This is a genomic window from Neobacillus niacini, assembly GCF_030817595.1.
In the GTDB taxonomy this organism is placed as follows: Bacteria; Bacillota; Bacilli; order Bacillales; family Cytobacillaceae; genus Neobacillus; species Neobacillus niacini_G.
In genome coordinates, this window is record NZ_JAUSZN010000001.1 from 3,001,952 (window position 1) to 3,026,132 (window position 24,181).

Sequence of the window (24,181 nt, forward strand, 5' to 3'; positions counted from 1 at the left end):
TTCCGATTACCCTACTTTAATCTAATACTCTCATTTTATCACAAAAGGAGCACAAACGTTTGGAACAATTCATACAGATTTAAACCAGTAATGGTAATTTTTAAAACAAAAAAAGAGACGATATGATTATCGCGCTCTCAGGTTTCTAATCTATTCTAATTTAAAATTGAACATCCATTTCGTTTAGCGGCCAGTAACGAAGGTCGACTTTTCCAACCACTTGGCTGACTGAAATGAATCCAAAATGCCTGCTGTCCCAGCTGCCTAAGCGATTATCTCCTAGTACAAATAACTTTCCTTCTGGTACAGTATTTTCACCTGTGATTTCCTTCAAACTAAAATCTCCTGTAAGTTTGACACCCGGTATTTCTTGTTTATATACATTTAAAAAGGGTTCCTTGTACTTTTGTCCGTTGATAAATAATTCGTCATCTTTAAATTCAATTTTATCCCCTGGAAGACCAATCACTCGCTTGACAAAATCCTCTTTCTCATTTGCATGGAAAACGATGACATCAAAACGGCTCAAATCACTGATTTGGTAGCCCAGCTTATTAACTACTAATTTGTTTCCATCCTGAAGAGTAGGCATCATCGACTCCCCCTCAACAACATAGTTAGAAAAGAAAAAAGTTCGTATAAAAGCAAAAATAATAATTCCAATTGCAAAAGCTTTAACCCATTCTATCCCCTCTTTTTTCCATTCAATATTCACTTTTAACTCCTCCTCTTCTTCAGCTCTTTACCCCTATTTATCTCCTCATTATGGTCATTTTCCATGCTCTTATTCAATCTTACTTCAATTCTTTTTCCAACATACCAAAGAATAAAAATAACTAGAAAAACTATGCCAGTACGGTAAGGCCGAGTAATCAATGATTGAAGATCATATCCAACAAAACTGATAGTAAAAATCATCACCATTTTGCCAATTGCGACAGCAAGCATGTATTGGTAAATACTGATTTTCGAAAAAGCGGCTACAACATTTACCACAACAGATGGAGTAAATGGGAAACAAAGGAGCAAAAAGAGCGGTCCAAAACCATGCCGATCCACCCAGTCCATTAACTTTTGAACCTTTGGGTGTTTTGATAGAAAAGAAAAAACTCTCTTTTGCCCGTACTTCCTGATGAGCAAAAAAAGCATCAGTGCTCCCAGGCAAGAACCCAGCCAAGAATATAAAAATCCCAGCCAAAGCCCAAAAGCACTGGCATTAGCCATTACAAAAATAACCAACGGCAGAAACGGTAAAAATGCTTCAATCATGGGCAGCACTACACCGGGTATCGGTCCAAAGGACCGGTACTCTTGAATTAAGTCCATTATATTTTCTAGTGTGAACCAAGCCTTGATTGCTTCAAAGTCCATATGATTGCTCCCTACCTTATTACATTAAGCGTTGAATGCGTTAGATTATTGCGTTAAAAAGTCGTGAAAAGCTTCCATATTCAACTCTAAATCCAAATCCAAAACAGAACCTTCCCCTTTTATTTTTGCATCTTTATATCCATTTTCAATAGGAATTCTAAAGGTCTGAATATCTCCTCTATCTTTTGCAAAGAAGTCCTTCGCCATAAACAATATATCTCCTGTATCCATGTTTGTGTTGATATATGGTGTGACCACACCTATTAATTTAGGGAGTTTTGGGATCGTTTGAATGCCTGAAAGCTGATCACTAATAGCCTGAAGTGCCTCTTGCTGACGTTGAACTCGGCCAAAGTCACCTATAGCATCATGTCGAAATCGTACAAAGCTAAGCATTTGCTCCCCGTTTAATCTTTGCAGCCCCGGTTCTAGTGGAACATCAATGTATGCTGACATTTTTTTCTCGACGTTTATTTCTACGCCCTGGGGAAATGCTTCATCAATTAACTGCACAAAACCTTGAAAGTCAACTATCGCAAAATACTGTAAATCAATATCAAAGTTTTCTTTAATTGTTTTCCTCATCAGCTCTGGCCCGCCACGCATAAAGGCAGAATTGATTTTATGCTTTCCATATCCAGGAATATTCACATAAATGTCTCTCATAATAGACGTTAGCTTATAAGTTCCTTTATCCTCATTATAATGCGCAATCATAATAGTATCTGCCCTCGAAGCTTTCTCGCCCTCTCTGGCATCGCTCCCTAATAAAAGGATATTTGTGGCACCATATTGGTCCTTTTTTCCTTCAAAAGTGTACACTTCTTCGTTAACATTATTTTCATCATTATTAATTTTCTCTAATGATTGATTAACTCCTTGTTTATACTGATAATATGCGTAACCTGCAGTGGCACCAAACAGCACCAACAAGACAAGTACTATAGAGGTCGATTTTCTTTTTTTCCTTTTTCTATGTTTTTCGTATCTCATGACTTTCTTCACCTATCTATATCAAATTTTTAAGGACAAATTTATTCTGTCTATATATAATTCATTTTCCCCTAGAAAATATCCTTCTATCAAAAACTTTCTCATACAAGTACCAAATTTTGCAAACAAAAAAACGCAATCTTTAAAGCATTGCGTTTTCCATCAGACTTTTGTATGATAAAATAAGAACAGATGTTCTGTTAGTTGATTTAGAAAGGAGCGGATGATGGGATGACCAGGATTCCAGAGGAAGATCGTACTATAATGGAGAAAGCCATCTATTTGCCCATGGTATTAATTGTCTTAAATCGTGATTTAGCTGTTGTAGAAAACAGTCCTTTTAAATTAAAAAAACCCTATTTACAACTAATTGAAGAAACAATGAAAAGTATTCAAAAGGAATTAGCCGAAGTAAAACGATATATGAAGAAGAATAACCTGAAAGTAGTAGAAACAAAACGGGACGATGCCTTTACTATGTATATGTTCTTGTACAAAGGGTATGAAGAAGCTCATAATTACTTTAATCCAAGAATACGTAACAAAGTTCAAGAATTAATGGAGTTTTATTTCCAAAAACAGCACCTGTCCCATTAAGAATTTAATGTTTATCCTTAACCTTCTTTTTACCATAGTGATAAGAATCTTCTGATGCCTCCATGGCCTTTGGCCGTTGTAACAAATAAAAAGACTTTTTTTCATTGTATTCAATTCTTTGCATTAATTTCGTTCTTAAGTAAGCTGTTCGTTCTAGTTGAGAGATGATTGAACTGCATGGAACAGGGAATTTAAATGACTGGTTATTATTAAAAAGGATTACCGTTTCTTGGGGATTCACTCGTTCGTAATCTTTTACATGTTCATGGGAAATCCAAATACATTCTTGACGGCTTGGTGAAGTGGTAGGAAAGAAAAAAATGCGGTTTGTAGGATCAATTGCAATTGGAATCTTATGGGCATAACCAACTAACTGTTTTGTACCATTTCTACGACCTTCATAATCACTCCCGTAATATTCACAACTATTTCTTATAATATCGAGTGGTTTAAAGGGGGATAAAAATTCATCCTCTACTTCGAAAATCTTCGAATAAATTTTACTGCCATACGCGATGGGTTTGACGAACATCGTAAATGGATTTACCTCATATTCTTCAATTTGTTTTAGCTTCAATCTTTTCAACTCCATTAGCAATTTTATTCATCATATCACTTTTGTTGAATCGTTTATTGATTTCTCTGAATTGTTGCGAATTTATTCACAAAGTTATTACAGAAAAATAAAACTGAAAATTATAAATATTTATTGATATTATCAAAATAAACCCATATAATATTAAAAAGCATCAGAGGTGATTTTGATGAATGAGAAATCATACACGGAATTAATGAAAATTGGTGCCATGAAACGTCAAAGGAAAGAGAACTTTGTCCAAGATTTATACATTGATATGCTTCTATCAGAAATTCAATTAAATGTCGAAAGAGAAAAACTGCTGAAAAAAATTGACTGTGCGATTGACCATCGCGATAAACAAAACTTTTATCTTTTATCAAAACAATTAGTTGAGATAAACAAACGATTTGGAACGTAGACACTATTTAAAATAAAAAATGGGAAAGGAGAAAATTCTCCTTTCCCATTTTTTATTTTCGTTGTTGTACTTCAAATTCTTCAAGCATTGAAATACGCTCAATCATAGAAGGATGACTGTAACGGAATATCTTTACTAGTAAAGGCGGGTTAACTTGGGTTAAGCCCGAACGGGTTAGTTCCTGGAAAGACGTTATAGCAGCTCCGGGATTCTGAGTCATATTAATCGCATACCTGTCAGCCCTGGTTTCCTCATATCGAGAAATTAGATTAGATAAAGGACTGGATGCAAACAGTAGCATTGATATGATCATGAAAAAGAGCGGCAAAGACCGAATGTCTTTTACATCTGGTATTTTCAATTCTTTTCCATAACGCGCAATCATCCAATTCATGATTCGATAGGTTAAATACAAACCAAAAAGCGAGAACAATAAATACAAAGCAATTCCAATGTAAATATGATTTTCAACATAATGACAAATTTCATGGGCCATGATAAATAATATTTGATCATCTGATAATTTATTTAGAGTGGTATCCCATAGTACGATCCTTGCGTTAGAGCCAATCCCTGATACATAAGCATTTAAGGAATTCGTCTCCTTGGACATATTCACTTCAAAAACATGTTCGGCGGGGATTTGCGCCTTATCTGCTAACGTTAATATTTTCGTTTCCAATTCTTTATTTTTCAAAGGATAAAAATCATTATATAGCGGGTCAATGATTACTGGCTGTAAAAACATCATAAACAAAGTAAAAGGTATAGACAATATCCAAGCATAGAGCCACCAACGTTTAACACTTTTTTTCATGAGCCAATATAGGACTGGCACAATAATCAGTAAAGTCCCATAATTAATCCAAAAATCAATTAACTCCTCCTTCATCCAGGAAGCGAAGGTTTGTGTTGATATATTATAGGTTTTTGACAAGTTGTAACTAATATAGCTTAGAGGCAACGTAGCCAAAAATGCAAAAAATGAAAGCCAAATAAGGTATATAGCTGTTTGCGGCAGCTTATACTTGGATGAACTTTCTGCCCATGATTTAAACGCCTTCGAAAAGCCAAATAATAAAATCAGAAAATAGAAAAGCCATTCAAACGGTGTGGATAGAAAAAATAACAAGTTTCTTATTTTTGAATACTCTTCACTTAACATTAATTCCCTGCCATTCAAAAAAGTTGCAGGATCGGCTTTCGTTCCTTGATATTCAAAGGGCAGGCTCGAGTCTGCAAAGTGAAATAAATACCAATAAAAAAACAACCCATATATTACATAGGCCAAAACTGCATAGACTCCCATTTTTCTAACCATGTTTTGTCCCCCTTTTTGTCCAACCTCTCTATACTTAGTTTAGATATAAAGTTTATTTTTAGAACTAAAAAAAGCCGGGTTAAACCGACTTAGAGAAAATATGAATATAGGGCAAGGACTGTGATAGAACCAAGAACAACAACAATGACATTTGCCCCTAAGAAAGCAGCACCAAATGCTGCAGCAGCACCTGCGATTCCATACCATATATCGTCTTTTTGAAGAAAGATAATTGCAGGGAAAATTAATGCCCCAAGGGTTGCGTAAGGAACATTTTTCAATACACCTTGGATAAATGGCGGCAGCTCCATACCTTTAAACAAAACAAACGGAAGCATTCTTGGTATATATGTAACTAAACCCATTCCAATAATCATCCATACTATTTCACTTTTCATGCTTTACACCCCAATGCCTTGCTTTTATCACTTCAATCAGCTCAATCATAACAGCTGATAAAATAGTGGAGGTAACAATCGCCCATCCTTGTGCCATAATACCGCCTATGGTAAAAATCGTATTAAATATTGCAGCTAAGGAGGCTAGAAATAACACCTTCACACTTTTTTTCAAGGATGGAACTAAGAGTCCAATAAACATGGCATAAAGTGCTACACCCATACTTTCTTGTAATGTTTGAGGAAGACTGGCACCTATCAAATGACCAATCCCAGTAAAAATAACCCAGCTAGAATAGGCCAATAAATTGACTCCGAACATAAAACCAGTAGTCGCTGTCCCTTCTCTCGTCGCCACAACAGAAAAGGTCTCATCGGTAATCCCAAATGAATAAAGCATTTTATTGCCAAGGTGGTCATCCTCACACTTTTCATTCAAAGAAGTGGACATTAAAAAATGACGGATGTTCACAATGAAAGTAGTTAATACAATTTCAACTATCCCTGTCCCATATGCCAATAGGCTTAACGAGATATATTGTGACGCCCCTGCAAATACTATCATGCTCATTAATACGGATTCATAAATAGATAGTCCTGATGTTTTGGCAAGAAGACCAAAAGTCAAAGCAATCGGAAAATAACCAATACCAATGCTGATCCCCGCTTGTAATCCTTTTTTAAACTCCGTAGATTCTTTTCCTATTGCAAAATCAGACAACTTTATCCCCCCTTGAATCAAAAGTAAATTTTATCAAATTTTTAAAAATAATGAAATAAAAAAACATGGCGAGAATTCAGCCATGTTTTCCCTTTTAGCCAATTGATTTTAAACCGTCTGAGAAATTTGAGTTTTTAGTGCTCTTCTTAGTATTTTTCCTGTTGTATTCTTTGGGAGTTCTTCCAAGAAATCAATGGAAGAAGGAACTTTATACTTGGCTAGATGTTCTCTGCAATAAGCAAGTAATTGCTCTTCAGTCGTATTTGGATTTTTGCTCACAACATAGCATTTAACTGCTTCTCCAAGATTGGAATCTGGCACACCAAGTACCGCTACTTCTACCACATCAGGATGATTATACAGCACTTCTTCCACCTCACGAGGATAGACATTAAAACCGCCGACAATAATCAAATCTTTCTTCCTATCGACAATGTAAAAGTATCCATCTTCATCCATCCTTGCTAAATCACCAGTATATAGCCAGCCATCACGAATCGCTGCAGCTGTTTCTTCAGGCATTTTGTAATAGCCTTTCATTACATTCGGACCAGCAACAATTAATTCTCCAACGGCTCCAGCAGGAAGCTCCTCTCCAAGTTCATTGACTATTTTGTTCTCCACGTGAAGAATAGAGGTCCCGATTGAACCAGCCTTACGCGGACGGTCTTGTGGATTGAAGCAGGTAACCGGGGAAGCTTCAGACAAACCGTAGCCTTCAGAAACACGCACATTAAATTTCTTCTCGAAATTAGTAAGCAGGGCCACTGGTAAAGAAGCTCCGCCAGAAATACATAATCTTAGCGATTTAAAATCTTCAGGATTCCCCTGGGGGTATTGGAATAAGAAATTATACATCGTTGGAACCCCCGCAAAAACGGTTGCTTCATATTCTTTTGCTAATTCAAAAATATCCTTAGGACTAAATTTTGCTGCAATCAATAAAGTAGCCCCATTTAATAATGGTGCATTTAAAGCCACCGTTAAGCAGAATACATGGAACATTGGCAAAGTGGTGATGATGCGGTCCTGATTATTCATCCTTAAATAATCGCCAACATCACTTGCATTGCTATATAAATTTTTGTGGGTTAACATCGCACCTTTGGGTTTCCCTGTGGTTCCCGAAGTATAAAGAATAATCGCTGTGTCATCATCCTGCAGCTCTGGTCCTTTAAAGGTAAGGTCTCCGGACGCCACCACCTCTGTAAACGATTTCATTTTTGGGTAAAGTGTAAGAGATTCAATATTATGCTGGGAGATACCATTTACACTAGTTTCACAGAATACAAATATCTCTACCTTAGGCAAGAAGGCATGGACCATTTCAGCTAATGGGATCGCCATATCTAGCGCAACAACAAGTTTTACATCACCGTTATTTAAAATGTAACCAATTTCATCTGAGGTATAAATTGGATTAACTGGAATGACAGTGGCTCCCAATCTCAATGCCCCGTATAAGCCTATGACAAAATGAGGTGAGTTCCCTAGTAGCAAAGCAACATGATCACCTTGCTTAACTCCTAATTTTTCAAGCCCAGATGCGAATTTTGTAATCGCCCCATCCAGTTCAGCATATGTAGTGCCTTGTCCCATAAAATAATAGGCCGTTTTGCCAGCTGATTTTTTTGCGGTTTCCTGAAGTCTAGATGATAAATTCATAATTTCCCTCCCTTTTGTGAATGAACACTCATTCACTAAATCGTAAAAATTTTCTAAATATATTATATTTAAAGAAATTTAAGTATTCAAGCTAAATTTTTTTAAGAAAACTGTCAAAGCTCCACTTCCGCAGATATCCATATCAAAATTCCCTTCCTAATCATATTTTATCAGTATGTAATAAGAAGGGGGATTTGTATGACCTTAATAGGCATGCTGCATCATAGAAAAGATCCTAATACTGTTATTAAGTCCTATGCCTATGCTGTTGTCGCAATGGCAGAAGGTGCAGATTTCATTTATTTCACACCAAAGAGTGTAAATTTTGATAATCAAACGATTGAGGGATATGAATATAAAAATGGCTCTTGGCAGGAAAAGATTACTCTATTCCCAGATGTTATTTATAACACGGGAAGCCCAGAGAAACTCGATGTCTCAAAAGATATTATTAATCAGCTAAAAGAAACCATTCCGTTTACAACCGTTTCATTAGGTAATAAATGGGTAATAAATGAACGGTTAATAAAAGGAAAGGAATTTTCTAATTACTTAATTCCGGCTAAAGTCCTTAAGGAATGGACCGACCTAACTAAATTTCTCAACTTATATACGGACGTTGTCGTAAAACCCATGGATGGCAGGAAAGGACAAGGTATTTATTTTATAAAGACATGCGACAAAGGATTTATTGTGAATAAAGATAGTCAGGATAAAACTTATACAAAAAATGAGCTGAAAGAGTTTTTCTATACTTTACTAGAAGAAAACACTTATATTGTTCAGCCTTATATTATTAGCAAAACGAAATCAGGTCTTGCTTTTGACTTTCGCCTCCATGCACAGAAAAATGGAGAGGGAAAATGGGTAATTACCACCATTTATCCTCGAATCGCCTCAGATTGTACGATTGTAACCAATATCAACAATGGCGGGTACACCAATTATTTACTACCGTTTCTAAACCAAGAATTCAGTGAAGAAGAAGCTTTCAATATTAAGAGAACATTAGAATACTTTACTCTTGCACTGGCAAGGCACCTTGACGAACTTCAAATGCTGGAATTTTCAGAGGTCATCGATGAAATAGGGATTGATGTTGGACTAGATGAGAATCAAAAACTTTGGATTTATGAAGTAAACTGGCGTCCCGGCTGCCCCCCAGCATTTTATTTAGAACTTGATGTTGTTCGAAATACCATTCAATATGCGATTTATTTGGCTAATAATCACGATAAAGTTAAACGGGATATCCGGCAATTTAAAAAGAGAGATATGGAAAAAAGAAAGGTGCCCATTATTGCTGTAACGGGCAGTGCTGGAAAAACGACAACAAAATCGTTTATTTCATCGATTCTTCAAACAAGATGGAATACCTTCGAATCGAAAGATTATTGGAATAGAACAGACCATACACAGATACATGCAGATTTAATTAATAACAATCATCAAGCAGTTGTTTTAGAGTATGGTATGGGATTCCCTGGGGTTATTACTGAACATTGCCGTATTATTCAGCCAAATATAAGTGTCATTACAAATGTCGGAATGGCACATATAGGTAACTTTGACGGCGATATAAAAAAAATTGCAAAGGCAAAATCGGAATTAATACATGGAACAAAGCAAAACGGTATCCTATTTATTAACAAGGATTGCGAGAATTCAAAATTACTGGAAATCGATCAGTTTAAAGGGAAAATTATCACAACAGGGATTAAAAATCCTGCTGATTATCGAGCATATAATGTTTCTTATGCTGAGAATGGGATGAAATTTAAAGTAAGGCTACATGACAAAGAATGGTCTTTCTTTATTCCTATTTATGGTGAACACCACGTTTATAATGCTCTGAATGCCATAGCAGTAGCAGATTATTTAGGTTTTACACCTCCAGAAATAAAATCGGGCTTACTTTTTAGAAAGCCTCCACGCCGATTAACGATTTATCACTTAAAACACTCAATCACCTTAATCGATGACTCTGTTCATTCCACACCGCAAGGAGTTGTAGCAGCCATTGATGTACTAAAAAATATCAGCCCCAATAGAAAAATAGCCGTACTAGGCCGAATGATTGGTCTTGGTGACAGAAGAGTTGAGCAATATCAAAAAATAGGCAGGTATCTAGTTAAACAAGGTATAGATATGGTTATTACCTATGGCCGATATGCAAAAGGGATTGGATATGAGGCGATTGATGCAGGGCTGCCGCCTGAAAACTTTAAACACTTCATGGACGAAGAAGCGATGCACGAATACCTCCTAAATATTTTGCAAGAAAATGATACGATACTTGTAAAAGGAGCAAGTATAATGAATATGTTTAATACCGTTCAATTTCTTAACTCCGTTATTGGTGTCAAAGAATAGACACAGTACTTCAGGAAAAATAGCAATAAAAAATCCCCATATAAGCCAGTATGGGGATTTTTTTCAATCTATTCTGAGATGAAAGGTAAGCTCATTCGCCGCCTGCTTCGCAATACTCTGTGCTTCTTCAAACGTATCTCCTTTGGCAATAACATACGCATAACGCTGACCCATTGATAACGGAGGTGTTACATACGTTCCACTTTTCGGCTTTACGTATACCTCCACCACACCAGGTGTGGCCATCGCCCTTCCCTTACCTGTTACCTTTTCTAAAATACCTTTATTTTCAAGGATAACATACTGTGTAAAGACATATTGGTTTGAGGTCTTTTCTAAAGATGGAGTCTCTCCAATTAACATTTTTAGTGTTTCTTCAACTAAGCTATAACCAAAAGCGGCCTGAATCATCCTGTTCATCGCCCCTCCGGAAATCCTTGGATTTATTTCAATAAGCCTCCAGCCATCGTCGGTCCATCTCAGTTCCAAATGAAAGGCACCATTTTGGAACTCTAATGAGGAAACAATTGTTTCAATTACACTCAATAAACTTTCTTCTAAATTTCGCGGTACTTCTGCTAACACTCCATATCCGGTTACAATAAACCGTTTCCCCTTGGTGATTTCTTGTTTGATGACCGCACCAATTTGAACATTCCAGTTGGAAACAAGCACCTCTACTAAATATTGGTCACCGTCCACATATTCTTCAACAATGATGGTTTCACTTGGATTTTTAGTTCGCAGTTTACTCACATTTTTTTCTAATCTCTTCATGTTTTTAGCAAATAGAACGTCCTTTGAGCCAGTTGAAGAAGCACACTTCACTACCACCGGAAATTTTAATTTCTGGTAAGTGAGTACAAATGGCATTTTCATATCTTCTGTAATTACCTTAAATCTTGGAGTAAATGCTTGATTAGCGAAAAAAGTCCTGGTTTTATCTTTATTTTCCATAATAGTAAGAGCTTCAGTTGATAAATAGTTTTGGCAGTATTCGTCAGCCAACTTTGAGGCTGTCTGAACATATTTTGCAACAAAACTAGTAATAACGATTATTTCATTTCCCCGCTGCTGTAATAAATGAATTTGTTGTTTTATTTCCTCGATGTTACTAAGGTCCACTAAAGTCAGTTGATGAACATCCTTATATTCGCCTCTTTGCTGGATTTGCTTTTCTTGATCGGTAAAAACAACTGTATAATAACCTAATTCATTTGCCGCTTTAACAGCATCTCTACTGGACCCGGATTTATTTAAACCGATAAAAATGATCGTCTTCATTCTCCTCACTCCTATTTTCCCCTGACAAAGATGAACGCCCTATATGTTATGAAGAAATTAGAGTTTTGTATGGACGATTTCAACATTTTGCGAATTTTAGATGGATTAAACACTGTGTATTCATAGTTAAATGTACAATCTCATCGTTAAGAAATTCATAAAATAACAGGTAACGTACTTTAGGATAGGAAGTGAATGAACTTCATGAAAGCTTTTTCTATTTACGAAATCCGCCAAATCATAAATGGTGAATTACTTCAAGGCTCTGATAATTTTGTGATTGACTATATACCCTACTATCAAAGTATAAGAAGAAACAAGAGAAACGTGTTGATTTTCATAAGAAATAAATCTGAATTAGACCTCAGATATATTAAAACAAGACTTCCTTGTGCAATTGTTACAGACCAAGATACTGATGTACTTAAAGCAATCGAGGGATTAACGGTTGTTAAGGTAAAGAATGTTAGGAGTGCGTTTTGGAACTTTGTTCATTATTATCGAGGACTGTTTACGATTCCAGTAGTAGCCGTAACGGGTACATGCGGCAAGACAACCACAAAGGAAATGATTGCACACATCCTTAGAGAGCAAAAAAATGTCCAAGCTACAAAAAGCAGTGCTAACTCCAGGCTTGCACATCTTCACTATCTCCTTGGGATAGATGAGCATACTGGTGCTGCAGTCATCGAAACCGCTGTAGGAAAGCCAGGTGACATTCGCTATGCTTCTAAATTTTTTAAACCCACAATCGGCATTATTACAAACATTGGTGCCTGTCATTTAAATGCCTGTAAAACCATTGAGGCCTATATAGCAGCAAAAGGAGAAATGGTTTCATGCTTAGGTGATAGTGGTGTATTAATTTTAAATGCAGACGATGAAAAGACTAAAACCATCTCATTAGCTGACGTGAAAGGAAAAATAATATACTTTGGAATCAAGAACCATGCTGACTTCTATGCAGCAGACATTCAATACGGTAAAGGCGGCATGAATTTTATTCTTAAAGTAAAAAAGAAAAGTTTACCCGTATTTGTACCAGGGCATGGAGAACACCAGGTGGCAAATGCCTTGGCTGCATTAGCTGCTGTAAATGAAGTGGGCATAGACTTGAAACAGGCTACAAAACGTTTACAATCATTCAAGAACCTTGGGAGACATTTGGAGTTAACCACTGGATATAACGGAGCTACTATTATTGATGACACTTGGAATTTTAATACTACTTCATTAGAAGCAGCCATGCAGGTTCTAAATTATGCAGCTGGAGGAAAACACAGAATCGCTTTATTTACTGATATGGCAGCACTCGGAGAATATAGTCTTCAACTGCATAGGGAAGCAGGTGAAATAGTCAGCAAGTATGGAGTGGATACCATCATCACGATTGGAAATCGAGCTAAAGAAATGGCTCACTATACACGTGAGCAAGGATTACAATGTAACATCCATTCATTTTTTGAATACGATCAGGTGTATTCACTGTTAAAGGAAATTTTAAATGAAAATTCAACTTTACTTATTAAAAGTTTTGGTAATAACACTTCTATGATCGAATTAGCCTCTTTTTTCAAATAAATTTTATTACCTAAATAATGGTAATTGAGGTGGAAATTTCCTCGGTTTCTCCTCCAATTTCTATGTTAAGATGGGGTTGTTCCTACTCGGGGAGTAACCATAACTGAAAGCGAGGAGAAACATATATGAAAAAGAAATTGATTACAACTTCAGTAGCTCTAATGATTACTTTTAGTGGAATGAGTATTCCAACTTTGAATATAACGACAAATCATGCAGCTGCTGCAACAACAGCGATTCCAAACCCTTACAACAACCAAGCTGCAGTTGACGCAAAAGCAGACCAAATAATCGCTACAGCAAAGTATTTAATTGGAAAAGCTGAGTATGGTCCTAAAAAAACAACATATCCTTATTCATTTGCCTGTGCAACATTTATAAATTATGTGTTTGGACAAAATGGTGTTGATATAGCGACTGAAACAGAAGAATATATGATGGAACAAGGATACGAAGTTCCAAGAGATCAGCTGCAAAAAGGTGACCTTGTATTCTTTGATGCTAATCCAACAAACACTGATCCAACTGATCATGTAGGAATTTATATTGGCGATAATAAGATAATTCACATGGCCAACCCTGAATTAGATGTTACCATTTCTGACCTGGATAGTACTTCTTATTACCGTAACAACTATGTAAAGGCTAAAAGGGTACTTCCTAGCCTATTATCAGCAAACCCGGCTACAAAAGGTGACCAAGTTGTTTCAGGATATTTCGCTCTAAAAGATAAGGTGAAAATTAATTCAACTACAAACAATGCAGCAACTTCAACATTTACTAATGGTGGATTAGTTGATCATATTTACAAACAAGCAGGTATCAATTTAGGTACCACAAATATGTCTGAGCAAATGAAATTGGGCCAGCCCGTTTCTAAGGATAATCTAAAAAAAGGTGACCTTGTATTTTTCAATAATACTACAGGGTCTACAACACCAGCTTTAGTAGGTATTTACGGAGGCGACCATCGCTTACTATTAGCCTCTACTGCTTATGGAACAGTTACTAGAATTCTTTTCCTGCCTTATTACAATGATCTGCATTATATTACTGCTAGACGTGTGATTACGGAAACACCAGTAACCACAACACCTACAACAACACCAGCAACAACAACAACAACAACGCCGGCACCAACAACAACAGCACCAACGCCGGCACCGGCAGTGACAACTAAAGCTGATTCTATTGTTAGCTCTGCCACAAACCTTATTGGAAAAGCAAATTTTGGCTATGTTTATGATGCAAGTACGCTAACCTTTACGCCTGGTGGTTTTACAAAGTATGTTTATAATCTACATGGCATTAATTTAAAGTCTACTCTTGCGGGTTATCAAGCCACACTAGGACTGCCTGTCGAAAAGGCTAATCTTCAAAAAGGTGATTTAATTTTCTTTGGCGGCACATCGATTTCGAACGTAGGAATTTATGCGGGTGATAATCAATTCATCCATCTAATTAAGGGTAAAGGGACAATAAAAGAAAACTTAAACTCTGATTGGGCAACGCAAAATTATAAAACCGCACGCCGCGTATTATAACAAAAGAGGAGCAATTTGCTCCTCTTTTGTTATATTTTATATTCTTTTTTCCACGAATGTTATACTCTTTCGCTTTCCAGTTTCTTCAAAACCATTTTTTAAGTACTGTCTCAAAGAATAGGGTGTACACTTTGCTTTAATAAGATTCGTATTTAATGTTGCAACATACTTGTCCCTTTCTTCAAATAAACGAACGTAGATACCTTTCCCCCTAAATTCTTTCCTTACAAAATCCGTATTATAATAAACAAACGTTTTTTTCATAACACATGACACAATACCAACAATTTCTTCTCCATATTTTGCGCCAAACCAAATAGTGTTTTCTGTATTCCTAACCCTCATATTCCCCCTAAGTACGTAAGGCACAATTGGAGATATCTCATCAAATGTCATCTGAGAAATGGTAATATCCATAATCCTCAACTCCGGCAGTTATTTAGTACCTTTCATACTATATGAAAAGGTTTTATGCCTTGTCTGTGTATAACTACCGGATAAAAGGCCTAAAAATACACGGTGAATATCTCACCGTGCGCCATTCTAATATATGAGATTGATAAATTCTTCTTTTGAAACATTACCAAAATAAAAGGTTGTGTCCACATCTTTAAGTGCAGCTTCTAACTCGCTCTTATCGTAGCGAACATGCTTTAGTTTATTTTCAATATCACTTACATCGCCCACACCAAAAAAGTCGCCATAAATTTTACAGTTCTCAATGACTCCCTTATCAACATCTAAGCGGACATCAATTTGCCCCACTGGGAAACGATGTGAATGTTGAAGATTAAATTTCGGCGATTTGCCGTAGTTCCAATCCCAATTTTGGTAGCGTTCCTGGGAGAGTTGGTGGATTTTCTCCCAATCTTCATTGGTAAGCACATACTCCGTAACTTCTTTCTCTTGAAAGATAAACTTAAGCAAAGCGGAGCGAAACTCTTCTATGGTCATTTTCTCTGACAAAAATTCTGAAATATTCGCCACTCTGCTGCGGACAGACTTGATTCCCTTAGATTCAATTTTATCCTTTTTCACTCGCAGGGCTGAGACGATATGCTCCATTTCAGAATTGAATAGGAGTGTTCCATGGGTAAACATCCGTCCCCTCGTCGAGAATTGGGCATTCCCGGATATTTTCCTGCCTTCAGCTAAAATATCGTTTCTGCCGCTTAATTCTGCATTTACCCCCATCTGCTTTAGTGCAGCAATCACTGGCTCTGTAAACTTGCGGAAATTATGAAAGCTATCGCCGTCATCTTTTGTGATGAAGCTATAGTTAAGGTTGCCTAGGTCATGATAGACCGCTCCCCCGCCAGACAATCTACGCACGACACGGATTCCATTACTCTCAACATACTCTGTATTAATTTCTTCAACGGAATTTTGGTTTTTTCCTATGATAATCGATGGCTCATTTATGTAAAATAATAAATACGTTTCATTGATATCGAGATTTTTTAACGCATATTCTTCAATGGCAAGATTTATTCTTGGATCTGTAATGCCCTTATTATCAATAAATAACATCCGATTTTTCCCCTTCTTATAGCGAAATAGTTTGAAATTCTTCAGCTAGTTTTATTATACCAGTATATTCCGTACCGGCTTCACTTATAAGCTTAGAAACCTCTCCGTAATGTGGCAGATGAGTAAGGATTAGTTGTTTAACTTCAGCTCTTGCAGCAAATTTCCCTGCATCAATGCTATTCATATGACCTGCTGATTTGCCGTTTTGGTGCTGATAAAAATTACATTCGCATAATAAAAGATCTGCGCCTTTACTAAACTCTATAAATTCTTCTTTAAAGGAACTATCTGCTGTGTATACAATTGATTGTCCGTTTGCTTCTATTCTCATTGCATAGCAAGTCACCGGATGGTCTGTTTTTAAAAAGGAAACTTGGAAGGGTCCGACTGTCAAAACATCATTAGGTGAAAATGCAGTTCCCTTCGTAATTTCTTTGTAGGTTAACTTCGCAAATTCTGTATGGTCTAAAGAATGTCCATAGATAGGTAATGTCGGAAAACTCTTTCCTAAGAAGCCTTGTATCAATCGTGCGTGCTGCAGGACTCCAATATCCGCAATGTGGTCTGGATGATAATGAGAAATTAATACTGCGTCAAGCTCTTCTGGCTCAATGATATTTTGCATTTTTGCGAGAACACCGCTGCCACAATCAATTAACATCTTAAATCCTTCATGCTCCAATAAATACCCTGAACTTGCACCGTTTTTCTTCGGGTAACCGCCCCAATAACCGATAATTGTCAACTTCAATCTGATAACCCCCTTGATTATAAAAAAAGAAGCTATTTTAAAACAGCTTCGAGTTTATTCTGTGACATTTAGATACTCTAATACACCTTTAACAGCCTCTTCACCTTGGTCAATACAATCAGGAAGCCCTACACCGCCGTAAGAAGCACTTGCTAAAAAGACACCAGGCAGTTCCGATTTAATATGCTTTCTGATTGTCTCTAGTCGCTGTTTATGTCCTACTGTGTATTGCGGCATGGAATCCTTCCAGCGCGAAACGACAGCAAACTCAGGCTGCATTCCAATATCCATTGTCCTGCTTAAGTCATCAAGAACAATCTGAATAATTCGATCATCAGAAAGATCGACGATGGTTTCGTCTCCTGCTCTTCCTACATAACAGCGCAGCAGCGCCTTGCCCTTTGGAGTAGAATGAGCCCATTTTTTATGTGTCCAAGTGCAAGCTGTTATAGAATAATCACCATTTCTAGAAACAACAAATCCAGTTCCATCAATATCTTTTTTTATCGCTTCCTCAGGAAATGCAAGTGCTACGGTTGCAACAGATGTTGAGGGTACAGCCTTTAAAGGGTCAAAAAAGCGATAGTCCGAGAACATGGATTGTGTTATTTTATGCGGTGTTGCGGCAACAATGCAATCAGCTATCAATGTTTCACCATTATTTAGATAAAGTTCATATTGGTCATTAGTCTTGGTAATTTTATCGACTCGGTGCCCTTTTAATATAGAATTAGGGTCCAGTTTCGCTTCTATTCCTTCAGCAAAGGACTGAAGGCCAGACTTAAAGGTTAAAAATGCACCTTTTTTCTTCCCGGCAGGTTGTTGTGTTTTTGGTTTTGACAGTGTGGTTTTTTTCATTCCTACTATCAGGCTGCGATATTTTTGTTCAACCTCATAGAACTGTGGGAAGGTCGACATTAGGCTCATTTGATCTATATCACCAGCATAAATACCAGATAATAACGGTTCAATCAAATTTTCAACAACCTCATTACCCAGCCTTCTTCGAAAAAATTCACCTAAAGACTGGTCTTTATTTCCTTCAGATCTTGGTAAAACAAAATCCGCTGCTGTTCTTAGTTTTCCTGATATTGAAAACAACCCCGTCGTAATAAATGGTCCTATCTCAGTCGGGATTCCCATAATGGAACCCCCAGGCATCGAAAAGAGCTTGTCATTTACAAGAACATAGGATGTCCCTGTTGAATTCGATACCAGCTGCTCCTCCATCCCTACTTCCTTAGCTAGTCTAATCATGCTCACTTTTCTTGCTAAAAAGGAATCGGGACCTCTTTCAATGGTGAAACCGTCTCTTATAACGGTTTGCATTTTACCTCCGAGACGTTGTGATGCTTCGATCAGTTTGATTTCAAGAGGCAGCTTTTTATCGCAAATGATTTTTTGAAGGTAGAATGCCGCAGTAAGGCCCGCAATTCCGCCTCCAATAATGGCTACCTTCTTTTTTTCTTCCGTCACGGATGTCACCCTTCTTTCTTTATTCTGTATGCTATCAATCGGCTAATCTTTTTAAAATAATCGTAGTCATTGCATCAATTAGATCAGCATGTGCGTTCGGCATTTCAGGACGATAGTAACTTGCTCCTAATTCCTCTGCCACTATCCTACACTCGTAATCGTTATCATAGAGGACTTCCAAGTGTTCACACACAAAGCCAACCGGCGCATAAACAAATGCTTTATATGGATGTTCCTTTGCTAAGTCCCTAGTCAAATCTTGAACATCAGGTCCTAACCATGGATCAGGTGTGTTCCCCGCACTTTGCCAGCCAATCGCATAGTTAGTAATTCCAGCTTGTTTTGCAATGAGATCGGCAGTTTCCTGAAGCTGACTTGGATAAGGATCACCAAATTGTAGTATCTTCTCTGGAAGGCTATGGGCCGAAACAATCAGCATAGCGTCATTTTTTTCCTCTTTAGGCATCTGTTCATATATCCCTTTAATTTTATCTGCCCAATAGTTAATGAATTTAGGTTCATCATACCAGCTGTCAACTGAAGTGATTTTAATGCCTCCTAGTTTTTCAGCTTCTTCATTTGCCCTGTTATTATAGGATTTAATACTAAAAGTTGAATAATGAGGCGCTAAAACAATACTAACGGCCTCTTTAATTCCATCTGAATGAATTTCTTTAACGGCATCCTCAATAAAAGGTTCAATATGCTTTAAGCCCAGATACATTTTGAACTCAATTTCATCTTGAACTTGATTTATATGTTCTTCAAGTTTTTTTGCCTGTTCTATTGTAATTTTGGCTAATGGTGATATACCGCCAATTGCTTCATAGCGATTCCTTAACTCTTCAATCATTTCTGGAGTAGGCTTTCTGCCATGCCGAATATGTGTATAGTAACGTTCCAAGTCATCTAAGTGATATGGGGTTCCGTATGCCATTACGAGTAAGCCCATTTTCTTTTTCATCATCTTCCGCACCTCATTTTTAAGTCTCGCTGCCTTGTGCAAATTAAAATATTTATTTTAAAAATGGTTCATATCAGGATTTAGAGGGCCTCTAATTTTTAGGGCCCTCTTTTTTCATGCATATTATATTGTGCCAAAAAAACACTTATCTTACCAATATTAACACTCGGAGGCCGTATTTATCTGCCCAGTTTAGATGCAGAATACTCATGGACAAATGAGGTTAATTTTTTTAACGTTGCCGGGTTAACCGACGGGAAAACTCCATGGCCAAGATTAAAGATATAGCCGCCTTCTGCCATACCTTGGTCTAAAATAGCTTTAGCTCTTTCTTCAATCACTTCCCAAGGTGATAACAGGATTGCTGGGTCAAGATTACCTTGAACGGTCTTATGGATTCCCATTTCTCTTGCTTGAAGAATCGGCAAACGCCAGTCCAACCCAACTACATCCAGCGGAAGGTCATTCCATTCTAACGCAAGATGACTAGCACCTACTCCAAACATAATGAGTGGCACATTTTCTTCTTTTAGCTCTGTAAAAATTCGATTCATGACTGGCTTAATAAAGTAGCGATAGTCCTCAACATTCAAAGCTCCCACCCAAGAATCAAAGATTTGAATCGCTTTAGCACCAGCCTTAATTTGCGATTTCACATATGTAATAATCATATCAGCAAGTTTTTCCATTAGTGCGAACCATGCTTTTGGTTCAGAGTACATAAATGCCTTTGTCTTGTTATAGTTTTTCGAAGGTCCACCTTCAATCATATAGCTAGCAAGTGTGAAAGGAGCACCAGAAAATCCGATTAAAGGTACGGACAATTGTTCTTGAGTTAATAATTTAATCGTATCTAATACGTAAGGTACGTCCTCTTCAGGATGAATTTCACCAAGTTTTTCAACATCTGCTAAGGATGTGATTGGATTGTCAATGACAGGACCAATCCCAGATTTTATTTCAACCTGCATACCAATCGCTGGCAGCGGGGTCATAATATCTTTATAAAGAATAGCTGCGTCCACATTGTACTGCTCTACTGGAAGGCGGGTTACATACGCACATAGCTCAGGCTGGTGAGTAATTTCAAACAATGAGTACTTTTCTTTGATTTCTCTGTACTCGGGCTGTGAACGTCCCGCCTGCCTCATGTACCAGACTGGCACGTGATCTGTCTTTTCTCCTCTTGCTGCTTTTAAAAATGTATCGTTGATTTGCTTCGTCATGTAAATAAATCCACCTTTCAAAAGACATGTCTCGTTCTATTTTAATATATGTAGCCTAAAATTAAAAACTTTATAGAGTACATAGCACTGTTTTCACTATATCGATTATTCCTATTGGTGTATAGGTTACAATGGAAAGTGTCAAAAAAAAGTCGCTTTTAATTTAATGAATTGTTCTGTTCATTAGCAATATCAACATTCAGCTTTATCACAGCCTAGTGTGAAAGAAATTATTCGAGATGAATTTATATAAATGTATAGCATACCCTAGTATGTAAACATAGAACAGGTGAGGTAATGAAAATGAATGTTTATATTGCTACAGGGACATTTGAATACTTAAAAGAGATTGAAGAGAGGTATCCGTCTGAGTTAATGGTAACAATGATTAATGAAGATGGTGCCCTACTATTACATGAAACGAGTACACAAACTGTATTTAAAGAACCAAGTAAATATGAGGTATTAGCAACATCTGGGTTAATTGAGAAGAAAGGCTTGGTTGTGATTAACTACATCCCAGTAACGGAAGAAAACAAGTCCCTTTTTGAATACCGTTTAAAGGATCTTCCCAGACTGCTTGAAAAAGAAATGGGACTTATCGCAATCCGAGTCCTTCGCCCATTATCCTCTAATGTTTATATAATCCTGACGATATGGGATAGTCAACTCACATTTGAAAACAGTAAAAATCTTTTGGATTCTACTATAGAACAAGGATATGAATATGTTAATCACTCTAACATATTTATAAGCGCGCCATATGTCAGCAAATATACTATACCTGCTGACCAAAAAGGGTCACATGATTCGCTCATGTGACCCTTTTTTTGGAAGTCCACACCTGAGTTGATCCCGGGAATCACTCTTTTCTCCTCTAGCTTGGTACATTTTAAGAAGGAATAAATTTAAATACCTCTCACCACCTAAAACTTTTTTCATATCCTGTATTACATCCATGGGCGAATACCTATTTATCGTCCTTAGATGATGATGAGAGGAGGTCATTTGTATGCTTGTCGAGCTTTCAGCTCTCCATTGGATATATGTCGTCTTTATTGCACTTATTATCGGATTTATGGTCAAACGGAGAGATACTACACTTATTTGTATTCTCGGAATATTCCTTATTGCCATTACTGCAACTGGTTCCTTAAGCAGTTCAGTCAGCAGTATCTTCAACAGCTTTATTTATGCAATTACCGAGTTATTATCAACCATCTTAGTCATTTCCATTATTGTGGCTATGAGCAAAACCTTAACTTCGACGGGTATAAACGACGTAATGATTTCACCTTTTACAAAATTAATTCGTAACCCTGCACTCGCATATTGGACCATTGGTATATTAATGATGGTCATTTCCTGGTTTTTCTGGCCATCCCCAGCTGTGGCATTATTAGGGGCCGTGCTCCTTCCTGTCGCCCTACGGGCAGGTCTTCCAGCTTTGGGTGTTGCCATGGCAATGAATTTATTTGGGCACGGTATAGCCTTATCAGGAGATTATGTGATACAGGCTGCACCTAAATTAACATCAGACGCTGCCGGTATTCCAATCGGTGATGTCATCAGTGCCAGCATTCCATTAGTAGTTGTTATGGGTGTTGTGACTACTATTGCTGCCTTCTATTTTCTGAGAAGAGATATGAAAAATGGTGTCTTGCAGCCAACTCCATATGTGCCTGTAGAGTCAACGGAACAAACCACTTCCGAGAAAAATCTCCTTTCTTTTAGCCAAAAGCGATTCTTTGCCATTCTCGTACCGATTTTATTCGCCATTGACGTTGCTGGTATGTTTATTCTTGACCTGACTGGCGGTGACGCAACTGCTTTAGTTGGCGGAACATCTATCTTTATCCTCCTCCTAATAACCATGGTCAGCCATAAAAACAAAGGTCTTGAAAAAACCACAAGCTTTCTAATCGAAGGGTTTACATTTGGTTTTAAGGTTTTTGGTCCTGTCATCCCAATAGCGGCATTCTTTTATTTAGGTGATGCCGGTTTTGGAAAAATCGTTGGTGACTATTTACCAAATGGTTCGCAAGGTATTGTAAATGACCTTGGTATCGCGTTAGCAAATATTGTTCCATTGAGTAAAGTGGTCGGAGCAGTGACACTAACCACTGTAGGAGCGATTACGGGTTTGGATGGCTCTGGATTTTCAGGAATATCCCTCGCAGGTTCAGTCGCGGGCTTGTTTGCAGTTGCAATTGGTAAAGGTGTAGCTACTCTAGTGGCACTCGGTCAAATTGCAGCCATCTGGGTTGGCGGCGGAACATTAGTACCATGGGCGTTAATTCCTGCAGCGGCTATTTGTAACGTTGATCCTTTTGAGTTAGCACGGCGAAATTTACTTCCCGTTGCTATTGGTCTTGTTGTCACAACGATCGTAGCAATGTTTCTAATATAAAAAAGAGGCCAGGGGCCTCTCAGATTGTCGAGAAAGGTATCTTTCTCGGCAATTTTTATTTTTCTGCCTGCCCAAAGGCCTGTTGATTTCCGCTCCAGGTGCTTCGCTTTCCGCGGGCGTGCCGGGGAGCCTCCTCGGCGCTTAAGCGCCTGTGGGGTCTCCCCAGCCCCGTACTCCCGCAGGATTCTTCGCACCTTCCGCTCCAATCAACAGGGAGAAATAACCAGGAGATTGCCACACACTTTTTCCAAACTGGCTAAGAGGCCAGGGGCCTCTTTTTTGTAGTTATTTTTTCAGTTTCTTTTTAAAGAAATTGTAAATGTATATAGAAGCCAGCACCCAAATATAGCCAAAGGCAAAACCTCCAATGACATCTGTAGGGTAATGGACTTGAAGAATGATCCGACTTGAGCCAATTAATAAGAGCAACAGTACTGTCAGCATAATAATCATTCTTCTGGCTTTAGAGGACTTCAAATCCTCCAATACAAGATAGGCAATTAAGTAATAGAAAATGAATCCTACCATTGCATGCCCACTTGGAAAACTTAAGCTATCCACATGTGCCAGATGGTCGAGCTCTGGTCTTGGACGTGCAATAAGTTCCTTTAGAAGTTTATTGATCTCATTTCCTAAAGCAACACTTAAAGCTATAGCTGCTGCACCTAATAGATTTCTCTTTAGCAATAACCAGCCTAAAACAATCAAGGCGACAATGCCAATCCCCTTCTTATCCCCTAGTTCCGTTATTAAAAGTAAAAACGGGTTGAATATATCTGGTACATAAGAAAATAAGTCCGCTAGTTTTTCATCCAGCCAAAAAGTTTGTTTTGTAGCTACTTTGATAGAAATATAGATTGCTATTACAACAGCAATACCTAAAGATAAGTATGTAGACGTGTTCCTTTTATTTACCATTTGTTTCATGATCCTTTCTCTAACTAAACCCTATAAAATTATAAAGAAAACTTACTTTTA

Annotated in this window: 23 protein-coding genes; 7 read left to right on the forward strand and 16 right to left on the reverse strand. The window is 37.4% G+C overall.

The features are described from left to right. Window positions 1–160: 160 nt before the first annotated feature. The 3 genes from lepB to QFZ31_RS14385 are packed head-to-tail and all read right to left on the reverse strand — an operon-like array spanning window position 161 to window position 2,364. Window positions 161–715, reverse strand: coding sequence for a signal peptidase I (lepB, locus tag QFZ31_RS14375; protein ID WP_179597787.1), 555 nt, complete (start codon window positions 713–715; stop codon window positions 161–163). A gap of 2 nt (window positions 716–717) precedes the next feature. Next, a complete protein-coding gene (locus QFZ31_RS14380) occupies window positions 718–1,371 on the reverse strand; it encodes a TVP38/TMEM64 family protein (protein ID WP_307303780.1) in 654 nt (217 codons plus the stop codon). A 45-nt stretch (window positions 1,372–1,416) separates the two neighbouring features. Continuing rightward, window positions 1,417–2,364 carry an LCP family protein gene (locus tag QFZ31_RS14385; protein ID WP_307303781.1) on the reverse strand — a complete coding sequence of 316 codons (948 nt, stop codon included), beginning with the start codon at window positions 2,362–2,364 and terminating at the stop codon, window positions 1,417–1,419. A gap of 231 nt (window positions 2,365–2,595) precedes the next feature. Here QFZ31_RS14385 and QFZ31_RS14390 point away from each other — a divergent pair, with 231 nt between their 5' ends. Continuing rightward, the gene (locus QFZ31_RS14390; protein ID WP_307303783.1) at window positions 2,596–2,961 is read left to right on the forward strand and encodes a hypothetical protein; all 366 of its coding nucleotides are present in this window, start codon (window positions 2,596–2,598) and stop codon (window positions 2,959–2,961) included. Window positions 2,962–2,965: 4 nt separating this feature from the next. Here QFZ31_RS14390 and QFZ31_RS14395 read toward each other — a convergent pair whose 3' ends face one another. Then, a complete protein-coding gene (locus QFZ31_RS14395; protein ID WP_307303785.1) occupies window positions 2,966–3,538 on the reverse strand; it encodes a competence protein ComK in 573 nt (190 codons plus the stop codon). Window positions 3,539–3,725: 187 nt separating this feature from the next. Here QFZ31_RS14395 and QFZ31_RS14400 point away from each other — a divergent pair, with 187 nt between their 5' ends. Further along, window positions 3,726–3,959, forward strand: coding sequence for an IDEAL domain-containing protein (locus QFZ31_RS14400; RefSeq protein ID WP_179597797.1), 234 nt, complete (start codon window positions 3,726–3,728; stop codon window positions 3,957–3,959). 52 nt (window positions 3,960–4,011) lie between these two features. On the opposite strand, the gene QFZ31_RS14405 is transcribed toward QFZ31_RS14400, so the two are convergent. The 4 genes from QFZ31_RS14405 to QFZ31_RS14420 form a co-directional block, all read right to left on the reverse strand. Continuing rightward, entirely contained in the window at window positions 4,012–5,280 is a 1,269-nt protein-coding gene (locus QFZ31_RS14405; RefSeq protein WP_307303786.1) for a M48 family metallopeptidase, read from the reverse strand. Window positions 5,281–5,369: 89 nt separating this feature from the next. Further along, a complete protein-coding gene (locus QFZ31_RS14410; RefSeq protein ID WP_306076344.1) occupies window positions 5,370–5,678 on the reverse strand; it encodes an AzlD domain-containing protein in 309 nt (102 codons plus the stop codon). After that, complete coding sequence (locus QFZ31_RS14415; RefSeq protein ID WP_179597803.1) at window positions 5,668–6,399, reverse strand: AzlC family ABC transporter permease; 732 nt, start codon at window positions 6,397–6,399, stop codon at window positions 5,668–5,670. The genes QFZ31_RS14410 and QFZ31_RS14415 overlap by 11 nt, the downstream gene beginning before the upstream one ends. A gap of 108 nt (window positions 6,400–6,507) precedes the next feature. Further along, on the reverse strand, window positions 6,508–8,064 hold the full coding sequence (locus QFZ31_RS14420; RefSeq protein WP_307303791.1) for a fatty acid--CoA ligase family protein: 1,557 nt from the start codon (window positions 8,062–8,064) through the stop codon (window positions 6,508–6,510). A gap of 198 nt (window positions 8,065–8,262) precedes the next feature. On the opposite strand from QFZ31_RS14420, the gene QFZ31_RS14425 reads away from it, so the two are divergent. Further along, a complete protein-coding gene (locus QFZ31_RS14425; protein ID WP_307303792.1) occupies window positions 8,263–10,437 on the forward strand; it encodes a YheC/YheD family protein in 2,175 nt (724 codons plus the stop codon). Window positions 10,438–10,500: 63 nt separating this feature from the next. On the opposite strand, the gene QFZ31_RS14430 is transcribed toward QFZ31_RS14425, so the two are convergent. Then, window positions 10,501–11,721, reverse strand: a complete 1,221-nt coding sequence (locus QFZ31_RS14430; RefSeq protein WP_307303794.1) for an ATP-grasp domain-containing protein — start codon at window positions 11,719–11,721, stop codon at window positions 10,501–10,503. 195 nt (window positions 11,722–11,916) lie between these two features. Between QFZ31_RS14430 and QFZ31_RS14435 the strand changes: the two genes are divergently transcribed. Both QFZ31_RS14435 and QFZ31_RS14440 read left to right on the forward strand, forming a co-directional pair. After that, a complete protein-coding gene (locus QFZ31_RS14435) occupies window positions 11,917–13,302 on the forward strand; it encodes a UDP-N-acetylmuramoyl-tripeptide--D-alanyl-D-alanine ligase (protein WP_307303796.1) in 1,386 nt (461 codons plus the stop codon). A gap of 125 nt (window positions 13,303–13,427) precedes the next feature. Further along, window positions 13,428–14,846: a C40 family peptidase gene (locus QFZ31_RS14440; RefSeq protein WP_307303798.1), complete on the forward strand. Its 1,419-nt coding sequence runs from the start codon at window positions 13,428–13,430 to the stop codon at window positions 14,844–14,846. Between the two features lie 36 nt (window positions 14,847–14,882). Here QFZ31_RS14440 and QFZ31_RS14445 read toward each other — a convergent pair whose 3' ends face one another. The 6 genes from QFZ31_RS14445 to hemE all read right to left on the reverse strand — a co-directional run bounded on the left by QFZ31_RS14445 (window position 14,883) and on the right by hemE (window position 20,793). Beyond that, on the reverse strand, window positions 14,883–15,263 hold the full coding sequence (locus QFZ31_RS14445; RefSeq protein ID WP_307303799.1) for a GNAT family N-acetyltransferase: 381 nt from the start codon (window positions 15,261–15,263) through the stop codon (window positions 14,883–14,885). A 126-nt stretch (window positions 15,264–15,389) separates the two neighbouring features. Continuing rightward, window positions 15,390–16,376 (reverse strand): lipoate--protein ligase, encoded by a 987-nt coding sequence (locus tag QFZ31_RS14450; protein WP_307303801.1) that lies wholly within the window; start codon window positions 16,374–16,376, stop codon window positions 15,390–15,392. A gap of 16 nt (window positions 16,377–16,392) precedes the next feature. After that, complete coding sequence (locus QFZ31_RS14455) at window positions 16,393–17,127, reverse strand: MBL fold metallo-hydrolase (RefSeq protein ID WP_307303803.1); 735 nt, start codon at window positions 17,125–17,127, stop codon at window positions 16,393–16,395. A 54-nt stretch (window positions 17,128–17,181) separates the two neighbouring features. After that, window positions 17,182–18,603: a protoporphyrinogen oxidase gene (hemY, locus tag QFZ31_RS14460; protein WP_307303805.1), complete on the reverse strand. Its 1,422-nt coding sequence runs from the start codon at window positions 18,601–18,603 to the stop codon at window positions 17,182–17,184. Window positions 18,604–18,637: 34 nt separating this feature from the next. After that, complete coding sequence (gene hemH, locus QFZ31_RS14465) at window positions 18,638–19,570, reverse strand: ferrochelatase (protein ID WP_307303808.1); 933 nt, start codon at window positions 19,568–19,570, stop codon at window positions 18,638–18,640. Window positions 19,571–19,746: 176 nt separating this feature from the next. After that, window positions 19,747–20,793 carry a uroporphyrinogen decarboxylase gene (hemE, locus tag QFZ31_RS14470; protein ID WP_307303809.1) on the reverse strand — a complete coding sequence of 349 codons (1,047 nt, stop codon included), beginning with the start codon at window positions 20,791–20,793 and terminating at the stop codon, window positions 19,747–19,749. A gap of 303 nt (window positions 20,794–21,096) precedes the next feature. Here hemE and QFZ31_RS14475 point away from each other — a divergent pair, with 303 nt between their 5' ends. Together QFZ31_RS14475 and QFZ31_RS14480 are read left to right on the forward strand one after the other, a co-directional pair. After that, on the forward strand, window positions 21,097–21,615 hold the full coding sequence (locus QFZ31_RS14475; RefSeq protein WP_307303810.1) for an antibiotic biosynthesis monooxygenase family protein: 519 nt from the start codon (window positions 21,097–21,099) through the stop codon (window positions 21,613–21,615). Window positions 21,616–21,805: 190 nt separating this feature from the next. After that, window positions 21,806–23,203, forward strand: a complete 1,398-nt coding sequence (locus tag QFZ31_RS14480) for a hypothetical protein (protein WP_307303812.1) — start codon at window positions 21,806–21,808, stop codon at window positions 23,201–23,203. 285 nt (window positions 23,204–23,488) lie between these two features. On the opposite strand, the gene QFZ31_RS14485 is transcribed toward QFZ31_RS14480, so the two are convergent. Further along, window positions 23,489–24,130, reverse strand: a complete 642-nt coding sequence (locus QFZ31_RS14485; RefSeq protein ID WP_307303813.1) for a phosphatase PAP2 family protein — start codon at window positions 24,128–24,130, stop codon at window positions 23,489–23,491. Window positions 24,131–24,181 lie beyond the last annotated feature (51 nt).

Coding starts and splice junctions, on each gene's coding strand:
- hemH (WP_307303808.1), bottom strand. CDS start 19,570: ATGATGAAAAAGAAAATGGGCTTACTCGTAATGGCATACGGAACCCCA.
- hemE (WP_307303809.1), bottom strand. CDS start 20,793: ATGACGAAGCAAATCAACGATACATTTTTAAAAGCAGCAAGAGGAGAA.
- QFZ31_RS14380 (WP_307303780.1), bottom strand. CDS start 1,371: ATGGACTTTGAAGCAATCAAGGCTTGGTTCACACTAGAAAATATAATG.
- QFZ31_RS14405 (WP_307303786.1), bottom strand. CDS start 5,280: ATGGTTAGAAAAATGGGAGTCTATGCAGTTTTGGCCTATGTAATATAT.
- QFZ31_RS14400 (WP_179597797.1), top strand. CDS start 3,726: ATGAATGAGAAATCATACACGGAATTAATGAAAATTGGTGCCATGAAA.
- QFZ31_RS14410 (WP_306076344.1), bottom strand. CDS start 5,678: ATGAAAAGTGAAATAGTATGGATGATTATTGGAATGGGTTTAGTTACA.
- QFZ31_RS14420 (WP_307303791.1), bottom strand. CDS start 8,064: ATGAATTTATCATCTAGACTTCAGGAAACCGCAAAAAAATCAGCTGGC.
- QFZ31_RS14440 (WP_307303798.1), top strand. CDS start 13,428: ATGAAAAAGAAATTGATTACAACTTCAGTAGCTCTAATGATTACTTTT.
- QFZ31_RS14450 (WP_307303801.1), bottom strand. CDS start 16,376: ATGTTATTTATTGATAATAAGGGCATTACAGATCCAAGAATAAATCTT.
- QFZ31_RS14425 (WP_307303792.1), top strand. CDS start 8,263: ATGACCTTAATAGGCATGCTGCATCATAGAAAAGATCCTAATACTGTT.
- QFZ31_RS14430 (WP_307303794.1), bottom strand. CDS start 11,721: ATGAAGACGATCATTTTTATCGGTTTAAATAAATCCGGGTCCAGTAGA.
- QFZ31_RS14475 (WP_307303810.1), top strand. CDS start 21,097: ATGAATGTTTATATTGCTACAGGGACATTTGAATACTTAAAAGAGATT.
- QFZ31_RS14385 (WP_307303781.1), bottom strand. CDS start 2,364: ATGAGATACGAAAAACATAGAAAAAGGAAAAAAAGAAAATCGACCTCT.
- QFZ31_RS14390 (WP_307303783.1), top strand. CDS start 2,596: ATGACCAGGATTCCAGAGGAAGATCGTACTATAATGGAGAAAGCCATC.
- QFZ31_RS14445 (WP_307303799.1), bottom strand. CDS start 15,263: ATGGATATTACCATTTCTCAGATGACATTTGATGAGATATCTCCAATT.
- QFZ31_RS14435 (WP_307303796.1), top strand. CDS start 11,917: ATGAACTTCATGAAAGCTTTTTCTATTTACGAAATCCGCCAAATCATA.
- QFZ31_RS14480 (WP_307303812.1), top strand. CDS start 21,806: ATGCTTGTCGAGCTTTCAGCTCTCCATTGGATATATGTCGTCTTTATT.
- QFZ31_RS14485 (WP_307303813.1), bottom strand. CDS start 24,130: ATGAAACAAATGGTAAATAAAAGGAACACGTCTACATACTTATCTTTA.